This is a genomic window from Mesorhizobium sp. M0491, from assembly GCF_040321265.1.
Taxonomy (GTDB): Bacteria; Pseudomonadota; Alphaproteobacteria; order Rhizobiales; family Rhizobiaceae; genus Mesorhizobium.
This window is the reverse complement of the sequence record NZ_JAMYRE010000010.1, coordinates 83,074-97,739: the sequence shown is the minus strand read 5'-3', so window position 1 is coordinate 97,739 and position 14,666 is coordinate 83,074. Positions and strand designations below refer to the sequence as shown.

The following is a 14,666-nucleotide window of genomic DNA, read 5'->3' as shown; positions in this document are numbered from 1 at the left end:
TGTCGTCAGATGCCGCCGCCGCTATCGTATTGGTCTTCGGCAATGTCGCGCTCGTTCAGCCAGTGTTCCAGGGCGTCGACCATCTCTTCGGCCGACTTGCCGAGTGTCCGCAGATGGATCTCCGGGGTTTCCGGCGCTTCATAAGGGGAATCGACGCCGGTGAAATTCTTGATCTCGCCATTCAGTGCGCGCGCATAGAGGCCCTTGGGATCACGCCTGGCGCATTCCTCGAACGGCGTATCGACAAACACCTCGATGAACTCGCCATCGGCCATCAATTCGCGCGCCATGCGCCGTTCGGCGCTGAACGGCGAAATGAACGACACGATGACGACCAACCCGGCATCGGCCATCAAACGCGCCACTTCGGCGACGCGGCGGATGTTTTCGACGCGATCAGCGTCGGTGAAACCAAGATCGCGGTTGAGACCGTGACGGACGTTGTCGCCGTCCAGGATATAGGTATGGCGGCCGGTAGCGAACAGCTTCTTTTCGAACAGGTTGGCGATGGTCGACTTGCCGGATCCCGACAGCCCAGTGAACCAGAACACGGCGGGCCGCTGGTTCTTCATGTCGGCGCGCACGCGCTTGCCCACATCGAGCGACTGCCAATGAATGTTTTCGGCACGGCGCAACGAGTGCAGGATCATGCCGGCGCCGACCGTGGCGTTGGAGATGCGGTCGATCAAGATGAAGGCGCCGGTAGTGCGGTTTTCGGCGAAGGGATCGAAGGCGATCGGCGTCCGCGTCGAGATGTTGCAGATGCCGACTTCGTTCATTTCGAGCGACTTGGCCGCTTCATGGGCAAAGTCATTGACGTTGATCCGATATTTCAGGTCGGTGACGGTGGCGCTGGTCTGGTCGGTCTCGGTGCGCAGGATGTAAGAGCGGCCTGGTAGCAACGCATGCTCGTCGAACCAGACGATGTTGGCGGCGAACTGGTCGGCGACTTGCGGCCGTGCGGCAGGCGAAACCAGCATGTTGCCGCGCGAGATTTCGACTTCGTCATCGAGGACGAGCGTGACGGCCTGGCCGACGGCCGCCTGGGCGAGATCGCCGCCATACGAGACGATCCGCTTGACGCGCGAGGATTTGCCGGACTTGGCGACAACGACCTCGTCGCCGGGCGCAACCGAGCCGGAGGCGACCGTGCCGGCAAAGCCGCGAAAGTCGAGATTGGGACGATTGACATACTGGACCGGGAAACGGAACGGCAGTTCGACCATCGCTTCGTCGACCGACACGGTTTCGAGATGCTCGATCAGCGTCGGGCCGGAATACCATTCCATGCTTTCCGACCGGCGGCTGACATTGTCGCCATAACGGGCCGACATTGGGATCGGCACAATGGTCTGGAAGCCGAGATCGCGTGAGAATTGCCCGTAGTCTTCGACGATCCGGTCGAAAACCGCCTGATCGAAATCGACAAGATCGATCTTGTTGACGGCCAGCACGACGTGGCGGATGCCGAGCAGCGAGGCGATGATCGAATGCCGCCTTGTCTGGCGAAGCACCCCCTGCCGGGCATCGATCAGCACGATTGCCAGGTCGGCGGTCGAGGCGCCGGTGGCCATGTTGCGGGTGTATTGCTCGTGGCCAGGTGTGTCGGCAACGATGAATTTGCGTTTCGGTGTGGCGAAGAAGCGGTAAGCGACGTCGATGGTGATGCCTTGCTCGCGCTCGGCCTCCAGACCGTCGACCAGCAGCGCGAAATCGATGTCGTCGCCCGTCGTGCCATGCTTGCGCGAATCGCGTTCGAGCGCGGCGAGTTGATCCTCGAAAATCTGCTTGGTGTCGGACAGCAGGCGCCCGATCAGCGTCGACTTGCCGTCATCGACCGAGCCGCAGGTCAGGAAGCGCAGCAGCGACTTTTTCTCCTGCGCAGCCAGATAGTCGCGAACGTCGTCGGTGGGAGCGAGGCTCTTTGCCATGATGTGGCGCATGGTCAAAAGTACCCCTCGCGCTTCTTCTTTTCCATCGAGCCGGCTTCATCGCGGTCGATCAGGCGACCCTGCCGTTCGGACGTGCGTGCCGTCAGCATTTCGCCGACGATGGCTTCCAGCGTGTCGGCATCCGATTCGATGGCGCCGGTCAGCGGATAGCAACCCAGCGTGCGGAACCGCACCAGCCTGTTCTCCACTGTCTCGCCGGGGCGCAGTTTCATGCGGTCGTCGTCCCGCAGGATCAGCATGCCGTCGCGTTCCACCACCGGCCGTTCCTTCGCGAAATAGAGCGGCACGATCGGGATACTTTCCTGCAGGATGTACTGCCAGATATCGAGTTCGGTCCAGTTCGACAGCGGAAAGACGCGGATCGATTCACCCGATGCGATGCGGGTGTTGAATATCTTCCACATTTCGGGGCGCTGGTTCTTCGGATCCCACACATGCTGAGCGTTGCGGAACGAAAAGATGCGCTCCTTGGCGCGCGATTTCTCCTCGTCGCGACGAGCGCCGCCAAAGGCCGCATCGAAACCGTATTTGTCGAGCGCCTGGCGCAGCGCCACGGTCTTCATGACATGGGTGTGGGTGTTCGAACCATGGTCGAACGGATTGATGTTGTCGCGCACGCCGTCTTCGTTGACATGAACCAGGAGATCGAAGCCGAGTTTCTGCGCCATCTGATCGCGAAAGGCGATCATCTCGCGGAACTTCCACGTCGTGTCGACGTGAAGAAAGGGGAACGGCGGCTTGGCGGGATAAAACGCCTTCATCGCCAGATGCATCAACACGGATGAATCCTTGCCGACCGAATAGAGCATGACCGGCTTGGCAAAAGCGGCCGCAACCTCACGGAATATATGGATGGACTCGGCTTCAAGCCGCTGAAGATGCGTAAGCGCTGTTGTCATGGGCCGTGGGCGTTCTTTCGTATCTTCCAACAGAAGACCTTGCCTCAAATCATCGAGCTCTTCGCGCCCGGTTCGAGCCTTGTTTCCGGACAATCTTTCTCGTGCCGGCGTTCTAGCAGATCGCCATTGTCAAGAACAATGCAAGACTGGCCCGGCCGCACATGGTTCGAGAATGAATTTTCCACAGATGCCGGCAAACCCGGAAATTCCTGCCCGCAAGCTCAACGGCCCAGAAAACGCTGGGAAAATATTGCTTGAATGGACCAGTGTGCGGCTTTCAAGTGACTTCCTCTGGTCGGCCCGCGCCTGCCGCCGATTTTCGGTGGCAATCTGCCCTATACACTATCGAAAATGGGGGGCAGCCGCTATACCAGCCTCGGGAAGCGGGCAAGTGCATCATGAGGCATGGGCAATTTCGAGGCGAGCGCATTCAACTTCGCTAAACAGATCCGCCGCATGAAACTTGCCGAAGACAGCGAGCCCGAAAATTGACCCGGCTTTCATCCCTGAGACAGCAATTCACGCCTTCGCGGATCAACAACTACTTCTCCATCCTTTGCTTCTTTTTTCCACCGGTTCTGGGATCGGTGGTCAGCTTCGTATTCAATGGCGGAGGCCTTTCGTCAGTCCTGCTGATTGCTTTACGGAAAAGGCGCTTCAACGCCGACCGGCCCATGATCTGGATGACGGTCGCGATCTATGCCTACTGCGCCTCCAATCTCCTGGCTTCCATCGTCAACAATTCGTTCGCCCGGGATGCGCCGCATCTTATCCCGCTGGTGACCTTCCTGTTTTTCCCCGTGTCCTATTCGACCTGGAGCATCACGCAGAAAACCACGCTTGCCCGCATCATCGTGCTTTCCAGCATGGCCGCCTGCTTTGTCGCGCTGCTCATAGCCGTCATCCAGCAATATTGGATTGGCGTCAGGGCCGAGGGGGGAGCTGGAAATCCGATCGTGTTCGCAACCGTCGTCTGCCTTGCCGTGGTCATGTGTGTGGCTGGCGCCTTGTCCGGTATTGAGCAAGCCCGGACACCCCTCTTCTACGCGGCACTGGCCGGGACGATCGCCGTCATCTATTCCGGCTCGCGTATCGTCTGGCTGGCACTGCTGATCACCGGTATCGCCGTCATGCTGATCAACCGGCACAGGCTCAGAGGCAGGAATGCCGTTCGCCTGCTGCTGCTGCTGGCGGCGGTCGGCGTCGTGATCGCCGCTTCCAGCTTCCAGGCGATATCCGGGCGGGTCGACTTTTTGCGCTCCGATTGGGGTGCGCTTGGAGCCAGCGGCAACTACGACACCTCGCTGGGAATACGTGTTGCGCTTTGGGAGATCGGACTCAAAGCATTCCATGACATGCCACTGTTCGGGCACGGTGTGGGTGCAACCCAGCTTCTGATCAACCAGGGCTTTCATGAGCAGTTCGCGATGGACACAGGCTTCAACCATTTTCACAACGGCTTCCTGACCGCCTTGGTGCAAGCGGGAATTCTGGGCGCCGTGACGCTGGCGGCGATCTTTATCGTTGCCGCTGGAAATGCCGTCCGGGTCTTGCGAAACAGCAGCGATCCGAGCGAGCGGTTCGGCGCGACCATGATTGTCGTCGTGGTGATCACCTATCTGACGGCCGGAATGACAGGCATCCTGATCGGCCATGACATTCTGGACTCGGTGCTGATGGTCTTCCTGGTGAGCGGAACATATCTCGCCTCCGGCCGCCAGGTTCCGTTGTTGGAAGAGCAGGCACCTGCGCCAGTGATGGAAGAGCGAGTAGTCAGCAAAGAGCTGTTTCGGGCAAGCCCATGAAGGCTCTGGTCACGGGAGCGACAGGTTTCATCGGGCGTCTTGTCGTGCGCCACCTTCGCGAAGCCGGTGCCGAGCTTCGCCTCGCCTCCCGCCATCCCGAGAGGCTGGGTTCGGAAAACGAGACTGTGCCGATGCCCGGTTTCGACGCGCCGGCCGCCGCCTTCCTGGAACTGACCCGGGATATGACTGACGTGGTCCATTGCGCCGGCCTCAACAATGATCAGGGAAATGCAACCGAAGCCGATTACAGGGCGGTCAATGTGGAATTGAGCGCGCGGCTGGCGCATGCAGCGGCGGCACAGGCCAGCGGACGCTTCATCCATCTCTCCTCGATCCGAGCGGTGATCGGCGCGCACGTCAGCGCAACGATCTACGAGGACACGCTTCCTGCCCCACAATGCGCCTATGGACGCTCGAAGCGCGAAGGCGAGATCAAGGTTTTGGACGCTTACGCGTTACACGGCCGCTCGGACGCCGCCGTGTTGCGCCTGCCTCCGGTTTATGGAAGCGGCATGAGGGGAAATCTGGCGACGCTGATGCGCCTGGCCGATACGGCACTGCCGCTGCCGACCGGCGCCTTGACGGGAATCCGCTCGCTGATGTCTGCCGGGGCCGCAGTGCGAGCGGTGTCGCACCTGCTGAGCCATTCGGGGTCACTTTGCCCGATCTATGTCGGCGCCGATGTACCGCCGGTCACCGTCGAGACCGTTATCGTCGCCTTTCGCGGAGGTTTGGGGCGGCCTGTGCGTCTGATGGCTGTGCCGGCCGGCCTGATACGGCCGGTCGTGGCCGCGCTCGGCAGGCGGGCGTTCTGGGACAGCCTGACTGCGACACAGATATGCGACCCCGCCCTGCTGGTATCGCAGGGGTGGACGCCTGAAGCTCGCACGGTCGAGCGGCTGGCCGAGCTGGCGCGGCTCGGTAGATCCTGACTCCCTGGTGACCTATCCGCTTCGGTAGAGCGTTCCAAACAGGATCCGAAAATCGAGCCAGAACGACGCAGTGCGGAGGTAGGCAGCATCCGTTTCGGCCAAAAGCTCCGGGTTCGACATGTCGATGCCCCTGATCTGGGCCAGGCCGGTTATGCCCGGCAGCGCCGCCAAAACCCCCAGCCGCCTGCGACACTCGATCAACTCCGTTTGGGTCGGCAGGCAGGGGCGCGGCCCGACCAGGCTCATTTCGCCCTTCAGGACGTTCCAGAATTGTGGCAGCTCGTCGAGCTTGAACTTCCGTAAGACCTTCCCGACCGATGTCACGGAATCCACCGGCGCCTCATGCGAGGGCAGTGACGGCGTCCCGACATACATCGTGCGCAACTTGTGGCAGCGAAAAAGCCGACCGTCACGGCCGACCCGCACCTGTGAAAAAATAGCCGGGCCCGGCGACGATGCCCGAACGGCAAGGACGGTGAGCGCCAAGACAGGAGATGTGGCCACCAGCAGCAGAGCCGCACCGGCAATATCGAAGATTTGCTTGGCTGCCTTCATGAACGGCCGATAGTGCTCCCTGCCGAAGTCCCGAGGCAACGCCGCAGGCAAATGCCGTCAATCCGGTCGACGTAGCATGAGCCGATCTTTTGGCCAAGCGTGCCACGCACTCGTGCCAATGTTCAGATGCGCCCCAGGACGAAAGCGAGATAGAGCCCTAGGTTTCCGGAAACTGTCTGCCTATAGACGCCGCTTTGGCGCAAGCCCGCCAAACGCCGGAAAAGACCGCCGTTGCGCCCGCGGGTGAAAAGGTCGAGGCACGCCGTCGCGTCCTCGGTCAGGAGGTCGCGATTGAGGGCGAGACCGTCGAGGTTAAGGTCTGTCCAGCCGGCGAATTCCCCCTTGAACAGGCGGCCAAGCCGGGAGAACCTTGCTTTCCAGGACACGTTGGCGCCGACCAGGTTCGCCGCGTGCTGCCGGTAGCGCACCAGCGGCCGCGGATCGTAGCGGACGATGCCGCCGGCGGCGGTCACGATGAGATAGGCCCACCAGTCATGGCTGACGAACCCGGTCCGCGTGGAGGCCCTGGCCAGCAGGTCGCGTGCCGCAGCGTTGAGCAGGATTGTGTTGCCGCCGGCGATGCTTTGCACAAGCGCGTTGCGAAAGGTTGGCGGCCGGGCAAACAGCGGCGAATGGCCGACAAGACTTCCTGTTTCCGTCATGGTGGCGGTTCGCGAACAAAACATCAGCGGGGTTTTCGCATCCTGGGTCCGCATCCAGCTGATGGCGCTCTCCAGCCTCTCGGTCTCCCAGATATCGTCCTGGTCGCAGAAGGCATAGCAGTCCGCCTCGATGCGTCGGTCGACGATCATGGAGCGGAAATTGGCGGCGAAGCCTTGCCGCGGCCCCTCTACCAGCGTCATCCGACCTTTGGGCCGCCAGCGGGATTTCCATGTCTCGATGATGGCGGTCGTGCCGTCGACGGAGCCATCGTCTGAAATCCACAGGTCGACCAGAGGGTGCGACTGCGCGAGCAGGGACTGCAGCTGTTCATCGATGAAGGCCGCGCCATCCTTCGTGCCCATCAGGACCGCTATGCGCAGATCTGCTTTGCTCACGACCAAGATCGCTTTCTGAATTCTGAACCTAGCTCGCCTGCCCGGCCGTTTTCGGGATCGCGTCTTGACGTGCACTCTCCCTGGCCTTCTTGGCGCGGTCGAGACCTGCCAATGCGGCGAGCGCGGCAGCCTTGTCCTGGTTTTTCGCCGACTGCTGCAGCGCCGTGAGCGCGACCTGGACATCCGACCATTCCACGACGTCCGTGCTGAGGCCGAAAACCTTCGAGATGCCGAGTTCTACGAGTTCCTCGTCTTCGCCATGCAGCGTTTCGTGAAGTTTTTCGCCCGGCCTGATGCCGGTGAACCGGATCGCGATGTCCTTGTATGGGCTCTTTCCGGACAAGCGGATCATCGTTTCGGCCACTTCAAGGATCGGCACCGGCTTGCCCATGTCGAGCATATAGACGGCATAATCGTGTCCGCTCTGCCGCGACGCGGCATCGGCCGCCGACATGATGACGAGATCGACGGCTTCGGCCACGGTCATGAAATAGCGCGTCATGCGCCGGTCGGTGATGGTGACGGGCCCCCCAGCCTCGATTTGCGCCTGGAATATGGTCGCCACCGAACCATTGCTGCCGAAGACATTGCCGAACCGCACTGCAATGAACTTGGTGGCCGGGTCACGCCCGCCCGTCTGGCCATGCAAGGCGCTGATGATCTGTTCGGCGGCCCGCTTCGTCATGCCGAGCACTGATGAGGGATCCACCGCCTTGTCGCTCGATATCAGGACAAATTGCGCAACCCCGCACTTGGCGGCAACTTCGGCGCAGACGAGCGTTCCGAAAATGTTGGTTTGAACGGCTGAATCCCAGTTTTCCTCGAGCAGCGGAACGTGCTTGAGCGCCGCGGCATGAAAGATGATGTCCGGCCGGAATTCCGTGACGACACGCGTTATCTGGCGCCGGTCCGCGACATCGACGATGCGGACCTTGAGCCGGTCATGGTCCTTCTCGTCAACATACTGGCTCAACTGGAAAATGCCGAACTCGGAGTTGTCGGCGACCAACACCGCCTCGGCTCCCAGTTCCAGCGACCGCTTGACCAGCGTCTGGCCGATCGAACCGGCGCCGCCGGTCACCAGAACGCGTTTGCCGCTGACAAAGGCGCCGATGCGCTGGATGTCGGACGCGACCGCCGGACGGCGCAGGATCGTTTCCATCTCAACGGTGTCGAGAACCAGCTTTCCGTGCTGTTCCAGCTCCGAAAGGCCTGAGAACTGCACCACATTTATGTCGCCGTGCCGGGCAATGCGCACGAGTTCCGAATAGTCCTCGATTTCGTGCTCGGCGCCGCTGCCGAAAATCAGCAAGTCCAGGCTTTTGGTGCCGGTCGCATAGTCTTCCAGGACATCGATCAGGCGCGGCATGGTCGCCACCACGGGAACACCTTGAATCCGCGTGCCCAACGGTGCGCCGCGCTCGGTCGCCATGATGCCGGCGATGGAATAGTCCGCCGGTTGCGCCGTGCGCGTGAAGCGAATGATCAGGTCGGCCTCGTCGAGCCGGCCGACGAACAGAGCGCGCTTGGCCTGCCTGATGTCGGTCTTGCGGCTCAGAATCCCCCAGCTCGCGCCGTCACGCAGGAAGCGGTAGAATAGCCGGGGTGCCGATATTATGGTGAAGGAGACGAGGAAGAAGACGATGAACTGACGCTCGTTGAGCCCCGCGACCGGCCGGTAAAACCGCAGCAGCAGCGACGCCACATAAAGAGTGAACGTCAAGATCGCGCAGCTCTTCAGGATGTTGAAAAAGTCCGGCGTCGAGGCGAAGCGCCAGACGGTGGTGTAGAGGCCACTGTAGCGGAACAGCAAATGGCTGATGACGACAATGCCCGCCCATGTCGCCAGACCCTCCTCGGAGAGCGCGTCGAACGAAAGATTCGACCGCGAAAGCACGAGGCTGAGTGCCACGGCGACCAGGACCATGACCACGTCCTGGACCATGATGAAGGCGCGCCGCATCTGTGGCCTGAGCCCGAACACAGCTTCGAGGTGGGAATTCATTGGACGGCACTAGACTCCAGGCTCAGGGGCATCGACACCAGCGAGGTGCGACACGAAGATACTTCGCGACCGATCACCTTACTCAAGTGCCATCCCCGGCCCCCGCCGTGCTGTATCGCATACTGCGGGGGCGAGGGCATAGCCAGAGTTTTTTTCGGACAAGAAGCGTCCAGTGGAGAACATGGATCTTGCTCGGGCGGTTGCCGCAAAGTCAACATTATCAAAAGCTAAAGTAAGCTAGACAGCATGCGTTCAGTTTTGCCGCAGTTGACTCTGCTCCCCACCGCGTTACGACGCAATGCGTTGCCATATGCCCATCGAAATGGCTATTAGAGACGGGCTTGGTGGTTCGCTATGGCCAGCGAAGAATAATGCGCCAGAACAACGGATTGCGATACTCCCAGCTATGATTGCGGCACTAAACGGCGCTTTTGACGACATCTCAAAGGCCATGAGATTACACCGGGTCTGGATTGCGCTTGCCCATGAGGACATCGGCGACCAGCACAGACGCACGACGCTCGGCCCGCTTTGGATGCTGGTCAATTATCTGGCATTCATCGGCACTTTCATCTTCGTTTTCAAGACCAAGGACACGGATTCGGCCGGATACACGGCCTATGCCTCGATCGGCCTAGTTGTCTGGTTCTACCTTATGGAGATGATCAGCCTGAGCGTGCCCCTGTTCTCGCGCGAAGCCAGTTTCATTCAAGGTACGAGGCTGCCACTCTTCGTGTATGTGATGCGGCTGACGGTGCAATGTATCATCCGAGCGAGCTATTCGGTCGCGGGTTGCATCGTCATCCTGCTGCTGAGCGGTTTGGGAATCAGCGCTGAGTGGCTTTTGTCGATCCCGGGGTTGTTGCTGATTGTGCTCGCGACCCCTGCAATCGTAATGGTTTTCGCATTCCTGGGCGCATTCTTTCCCGATGCTCAGTTCATCGTCGGCAACATCATGCGAGTCGGCACGTTTCTTACGCCAGTCTTCTGGGCCTATCATGGGCAAGGCGGTATACAGAACTATGCCTATCATTGGAATCCGTTCACATATTTCCTGGAAGTGGTGCGTGCGCCAATCGCGAGCGGCGAATTCCCAACCCATCCCTTTGTTGTGACAGCCTACATCTCCTTGGCTTTCTGGGCGGTTGCGTTGCTGCTGCTGGGCGGATATCGCAAGCGCGTCGTTTTCCTGATCTGAGCTCAAAATGATTTCCATCAAGCTGGACAATGTCAGCCTCGCCTACCGCCTCTACGAAAAATTGACGCTTACGGCGCCTGACCGGCGCCTGGGTGGTCTTGGAGGCAAAATCGGACGATCCGGCGGCAAGCAGGTCGTGCAGGCGCTGGAAGATGTCAGCTTTGAACTCAAAGCGGGCGACCGTTTGGGCTTGGTCGGCCCAAACGGGGCCGGCAAGACGACACTGCTCAAGGTGTTGTACGGCATCTATCAGCCATCGGCCGGCACAGTAGCCATTGAAGGCAAAGTCGACGCTTTGTTCAACATCAACATAGGATTTCGCCCCGAAGCGACGGGGCGGCGAAACATTGTTCTGAGGGGTTTGATCAGCGGGTGGACCGAGGCCGAGATCCAAGAAAAAATGCCGGAGATCATCGCCTTCAGCGAACTTGGCGACTTTATCGATGTCCCCTTCAAAACCTATAGCCAGGGTATGGCCGCTCGCCTTGCTTTCTCAGCGGCTACAGCCCTTGACCCCGAAATTCTGCTGATGGACGAGTGGATCGGCGCCGGCGACGCCCAATTTCAAGAAAAAGCCAAGCGACGCATGGATGAACTGGCAGAGAAGGCAGGCATCATCGTCCTGGCGACCCACAATGAGAGCCTGCTCGAAAGCGTATGTACGAAGAGAATGACGCTTAAGAACGGAAGGGTCGAAGCCTTCACGACGAAACCTGCAGAGAGGGCTGGAACGCGAGCTAAGTCTTAAGGTACTCTTCCCGGATACTATATGCTCGCAGTTCAGATTCCCAATTCGTCGCACCTGCTGCGGTTGAGTATGCCAACGTTGCGCCCTGTGGACGTTACTAAAATGAATTGCGCGCGCGATTGGTCAACTGCCTGCTAGAGATCGCCTGGACAAGCGTTTCGCGAGGCCCATGCCGGGCCGCTCGATGTATCGATAGCTCACCAGCGCCAAAGGAATCAATACAGCAAGAGTGCAGATGGTCGAGACGAAGAACGGGACGGATGCGCCGCTGAATGCTGAATAGATCGTGCGATACAGGCCGCACCTCTCCAAGCCGACCAGAACAACAGGGTGCCAGAGATAGAGGCTGAAGCTGGCGTTCCCGAGGGTCATTGCAACTCGGTTCACGAACCATCTTGCCGGATGAAGAGAAACTCCGACTACTGCTCCAGCTAGAGCGACCGCCCACGCTACGCGCCCGCCTAAACCAGGGATGTAGGCAGAAAAGTCGATCAGGCCGATGACCGCCAATAAACTGACGCCAAATACTGCCTGACCGGCCAGAGGGGAGGTTTGACGAAGCTTAAGCCAAACGTGATATCCGGCTATGCCGGCTGCAAAATTCACCATGTGGCCAACCAGCGAATATCCACCAAATGCCGCGATTGGCCCTGTTGTCCCTTGGAACGCAGCATCCCAGCTAACTGTGACGAACACGACCACGGCTAGGAAGACCAGTGAGCGCGTAAGATCGGTCACTGCAAAAACCAGCAATGGCAGAATGGCATAGAAGGCCATTTCGATGCCGATCGTCCACGAGGCCATGACGTAGCCGGTCACATACTGGGGCGTCAGATTGAAGATGAACAGTGCAGAGCTGACGACGTACCCGAGAGCAAACGGCGAGGTGGGAAACTGCGCGGCGCCAAACATCCAGTAGAGTGGGAAATAGAACGCCATCATGAAATAAAACAGCGGCGCAATCCGAAGGAAGCGGCGCAAGTAGTATTCCCGCAGATCATCCCGCGAGCCAATCTTGCTGCTATAACCGACAAACAATCCGAAAGCGCTGACGATAAAGAACAGCGGCACGCCATAGCCAAAGTGCGATCGGACGAATCCTAGATAATGGGGAATCTCCAGCTTCGTGAGCCAGACCATGTGAAAGAGTACAATCGATAGCGCCGCGTAGCAGCGCATTGCAAGAAGGCCTGGCAGATCAATCCGCGCGGTCTTGTTTTCGGGGCGTATCTCCGTATTCATTCCGTCTCGCTTGTAACTCAAACCAACTCGTCCTACTGTCTGTCTGGGGTACCCGCGACCATTCGCTTTTCTTCGGCTCCGACCTAAGCTTTCACCGATCCCCATACACTCGCTGCCTCAACCGCCGCCGGCTTATTACCTCGGCACGTTCACGGCCTTTCGCAAGCTTGCATGAAAGCCGTCGCTGCCGCATGTCGCCATGTAATCGGGCTCCCGAAGATCGTTGGCAAGAGGTAGGTGTCCGAGGCCTTCCAATTGGGCTGTCCTTCCCGACCGAGTGCGAGAGCTACTTCAAAGCTGTAGAGTATAACACCGACTAAGCAGAAAAATTCTTTAGCGGGCGTGTTTCCGTGCCAAATATACTTCTGTAAATTCGCCTACTATTCCGTGCCAGTGATCGTGAAAACGGCACACCTCGACGTCCATTCCTGACCACCGGTGGATCAGTTCTGGAAGGTCATAGCCGTAGTGAAATGTTACCAGCGAACCAGCATCGCTAACCGGATTCCCATGATATTCCGGCTCGCCGGTGTGCTGGATCGTTCCGTCCGGCCTGTAGAGCGCACGGCGCTCACTGTCGATCTTGCCCTTGTAGGTGGGAACGGTGAACAGGTAAGCGCCGCCTGGTTTCAGGGTGCGGACAATCTCCTTTGTCACCCGCTCCGGCATATTCACATGCTCCATGACATCAAGTGTAACGACGACATCGAAAGTCGCATCACCAAATGTCTGCGCCTCCAAGTTCTCGTTTCGGAAGCCCTTGACGGACGAGCCCAAACGCTCTCCGGGAAAGTACTGCGATTCAACATACCCGGCACATTCCCGCTTCAACTTCGGAGAAATCCCGCGGGGAGTGGGAGAGGATTCATGAATAACAAGGTTGCGCCAACGAGGGATATGTCGCGTGAGCGTAAGAGCCAAAGCGCGCTCGCGCGGGATCGATCCACATCTGGAGCAGAGCAGATGATCACGATACCAATCATAGTTGGCGGAAAACTCGACATTGGCTTCACAGATTGGGCAGTAACCTGCCCGGCGGTAAACTGGATGAGAATCAGAATTCATGGAGCACCATCAGGATTTTCAAAAAACGAAGCCGTAAGCAGAATGCTGCTTCGGTACGAGCTCAGCTTCACGGTGCTACTCTAGCCGGTGGGCAACCCCATTTTCCGAAAGGAATTGGGCAAAACGATCATATAGAACAGTGTACTTGCGCTGAAACTCATCATAGTTACCAGCCTGCACAAGCTCGTGGACGTCCAATTGTCCCACTTTATCGACCGGGATGTGCGGGATGCTCATAAGTTCCGCCATTTCCGTCGTCCTCGAATCATGGGAAATTATGGTTGCAGGAACACCGTTGGTTAATGCGATCAGGTTTCCATGGAAGCGCGTTCCTACCGAATAGTCAAACTTCGAGATGTACGCATCCCACTCTGCCAGATCAAAGAACATTTTTGCGTTCTCTTTGACGTGCTTTACATAGAGCGACGGATCCATTTCCATGTTCATCTGCCCGAGCACTGCCTGGGCGACCTCAAAATCATCTTCTCTCCCATCTCTGGAAAGTAGCATTTTCATTTCCGGTTCTTCGTTCTGAAGAACATATGGATATTTTTTATGAGCGGATAATTTCAAAAGATCAGCTTCAACGCGCCGGGCAGCTTCGGGATTGGCCGAATGAAGAAATACGTTGCGTGATCCGTTCACTGCAACTCTCAGTTCGGCGTCTCTTCCTGGCCTCTTTATCTTCAAGTCCGGACGCAATTTGCGAAACAAACTTGGGCATCCAACCTCTTTGACGTTCTTTATCGCAAAGTCATTCATGACTTCAGCCGTAAAATGGCCACGCACGCCCACGGTCTTGCTGCGTTCCGATATGATACGAAGGAAGCGTTTACTGCCCTCTGGGATATCTGTGACTTTGTCACCGATGATAGAAGCTTGCGCCCCGAGGCCGGCAACCAGGCATGGCAGCTTGGTCGGCTCGATAAAGTCAGCCAAATAGGACAAATCAAAATTTTTGAAAATGAAATTCGCTGCGGCGATAGCAATGATGTCGAAACGTTCGTTTGCTTCTTGCGGGGAATAGCCCAACCCCTGACCGAACTCTTCAAAGCGAAGTTCCTCGAATAGAGACTGCCCTATCAGAAGGTTTCCGGTGTTGTATCCAATGATTTCGAATTTCTTTTCAAAAGCAATCTGCGGATCAGGATGCGGAGCTATTGGCGCTCCCAGAAAAAGAACTCTCACTAAAATCTCCTCGACGCTC

Annotated in this window: 12 protein-coding genes; 4 read left to right on the top strand and 8 right to left on the bottom strand. The window is 58.4% G+C overall.

Annotation, left to right across the window (positions count from 1 at the left end; translation table 11 throughout):
* Positions 1 to 5 precede the first annotated feature (5 nt).
* Complete coding sequence (gene cysN / locus NKI69_RS14940; RefSeq protein WP_023808518.1) at positions 6 to 1,943, bottom strand: sulfate adenylyltransferase subunit CysN; 1,938 nt, start codon at positions 1,941 to 1,943, stop codon at positions 6 to 8.
* Positions 1,944 to 1,945: 2 nt separating this feature from the next.
* Positions 1,946 to 2,851, bottom strand: a complete 906-nt coding sequence (gene cysD, locus NKI69_RS14935) for a sulfate adenylyltransferase subunit CysD (protein WP_023808519.1) — start codon at positions 2,849 to 2,851, stop codon at positions 1,946 to 1,948.
* A 488-nt stretch (positions 2,852 to 3,339) separates the two neighbouring features.
* Here cysD and NKI69_RS14930 point away from each other — a divergent pair, with 488 nt between their 5' ends.
* Both NKI69_RS14930 and NKI69_RS14925 read left to right on the top strand, forming a co-directional pair.
* Entirely contained in the window at positions 3,340 to 4,656 is a 1,317-nt protein-coding gene (locus NKI69_RS14930; protein WP_023808520.1) for an O-antigen ligase family protein, read from the top strand.
* A complete protein-coding gene (locus NKI69_RS14925) occupies positions 4,653 to 5,588 on the top strand; it encodes an NAD-dependent epimerase/dehydratase family protein (protein ID WP_352721797.1) in 936 nt (311 codons plus the stop codon). Before NKI69_RS14930 ends, NKI69_RS14925 begins: the two co-directional genes overlap by 4 nt.
* A gap of 12 nt (positions 5,589 to 5,600) precedes the next feature.
* Here NKI69_RS14925 and NKI69_RS14920 read toward each other — a convergent pair whose 3' ends face one another.
* The 3 genes from NKI69_RS14920 to NKI69_RS14910 all read right to left on the bottom strand — a co-directional run bounded on the left by NKI69_RS14920 (position 5,601) and on the right by NKI69_RS14910 (position 9,206).
* Positions 5,601 to 6,143 (bottom strand): sugar transferase, encoded by a 543-nt coding sequence (locus NKI69_RS14920; protein WP_023808522.1) that lies wholly within the window; start codon positions 6,141 to 6,143, stop codon positions 5,601 to 5,603.
* Positions 6,144 to 6,265: 122 nt separating this feature from the next.
* Entirely contained in the window at positions 6,266 to 7,201 is a 936-nt protein-coding gene (locus NKI69_RS14915) for a glycosyltransferase family 2 protein (RefSeq protein WP_023808523.1), read from the bottom strand.
* Between the two features lie 28 nt (positions 7,202 to 7,229).
* Entirely contained in the window at positions 7,230 to 9,206 is a 1,977-nt protein-coding gene (locus NKI69_RS14910; RefSeq protein WP_031212183.1) for a nucleoside-diphosphate sugar epimerase/dehydratase, read from the bottom strand.
* Positions 9,207 to 9,516: 310 nt separating this feature from the next.
* On the opposite strand from NKI69_RS14910, the gene NKI69_RS14905 reads away from it, so the two are divergent.
* Both NKI69_RS14905 and NKI69_RS14900 read left to right on the top strand, forming a co-directional pair.
* On the top strand, positions 9,517 to 10,404 hold the full coding sequence (locus NKI69_RS14905; RefSeq protein ID WP_245273030.1) for an ABC transporter permease: 888 nt from the start codon (positions 9,517 to 9,519) through the stop codon (positions 10,402 to 10,404).
* Positions 10,405 to 10,411: 7 nt separating this feature from the next.
* Positions 10,412 to 11,152, top strand: a complete 741-nt coding sequence (locus NKI69_RS14900; RefSeq protein ID WP_023808526.1) for an ABC transporter ATP-binding protein — start codon at positions 10,412 to 10,414, stop codon at positions 11,150 to 11,152.
* Positions 11,153 to 11,275: 123 nt separating this feature from the next.
* Here the strand turns inward: NKI69_RS14900 and NKI69_RS14895 are convergent, their stop codons facing one another.
* The 3 genes from NKI69_RS14895 to NKI69_RS14885 form a co-directional block, all read right to left on the bottom strand.
* Positions 11,276 to 12,394 (bottom strand): acyltransferase family protein, encoded by a 1,119-nt coding sequence (locus NKI69_RS14895; protein WP_023808527.1) that lies wholly within the window; start codon positions 12,392 to 12,394, stop codon positions 11,276 to 11,278.
* A gap of 333 nt (positions 12,395 to 12,727) precedes the next feature.
* Positions 12,728 to 13,459 carry a class I SAM-dependent methyltransferase gene (locus NKI69_RS14890; protein ID WP_031212187.1) on the bottom strand — a complete coding sequence of 244 codons (732 nt, stop codon included), beginning with the start codon at positions 13,457 to 13,459 and terminating at the stop codon, positions 12,728 to 12,730.
* A gap of 75 nt (positions 13,460 to 13,534) precedes the next feature.
* Positions 13,535 to 14,647 carry a polysaccharide pyruvyl transferase family protein gene (locus NKI69_RS14885; RefSeq protein ID WP_352721794.1) on the bottom strand — a complete coding sequence of 371 codons (1,113 nt, stop codon included), beginning with the start codon at positions 14,645 to 14,647 and terminating at the stop codon, positions 13,535 to 13,537.
* Positions 14,648 to 14,666 lie beyond the last annotated feature (19 nt).

Bases quoted from the DNA above. Each gene is read 5' to 3' on its own strand.
- cysN (WP_023808518.1), bottom strand. From the start codon at position 1,943: ATGCGCCACATCATGGCAAAGAGCCTCGCTCCCACCGACGACGTTCGC.
- cysD (WP_023808519.1), bottom strand. From the start codon at position 2,851: ATGACAACAGCGCTTACGCATCTTCAGCGGCTTGAAGCCGAGTCCATC.
- NKI69_RS14925 (WP_352721797.1), top strand. From the start codon at position 4,653: ATGAAGGCTCTGGTCACGGGAGCGACAGGTTTCATCGGGCGTCTTGTC.
- NKI69_RS14920 (WP_023808522.1), bottom strand. From the start codon at position 6,143: ATGAAGGCAGCCAAGCAAATCTTCGATATTGCCGGTGCGGCTCTGCTG.
- NKI69_RS14910 (WP_031212183.1), bottom strand. From the start codon at position 9,206: ATGAATTCCCACCTCGAAGCTGTGTTCGGGCTCAGGCCACAGATGCGG.
- NKI69_RS14905 (WP_245273030.1), top strand. From the start codon at position 9,517: ATGCCCATCGAAATGGCTATTAGAGACGGGCTTGGTGGTTCGCTATGG.
- NKI69_RS14900 (WP_023808526.1), top strand. From the start codon at position 10,412: ATGATTTCCATCAAGCTGGACAATGTCAGCCTCGCCTACCGCCTCTAC.
- NKI69_RS14895 (WP_023808527.1), bottom strand. From the start codon at position 12,394: ATGAATACGGAGATACGCCCCGAAAACAAGACCGCGCGGATTGATCTG.
- NKI69_RS14890 (WP_031212187.1), bottom strand. From the start codon at position 13,459: ATGAATTCTGATTCTCATCCAGTTTACCGCCGGGCAGGTTACTGCCCA.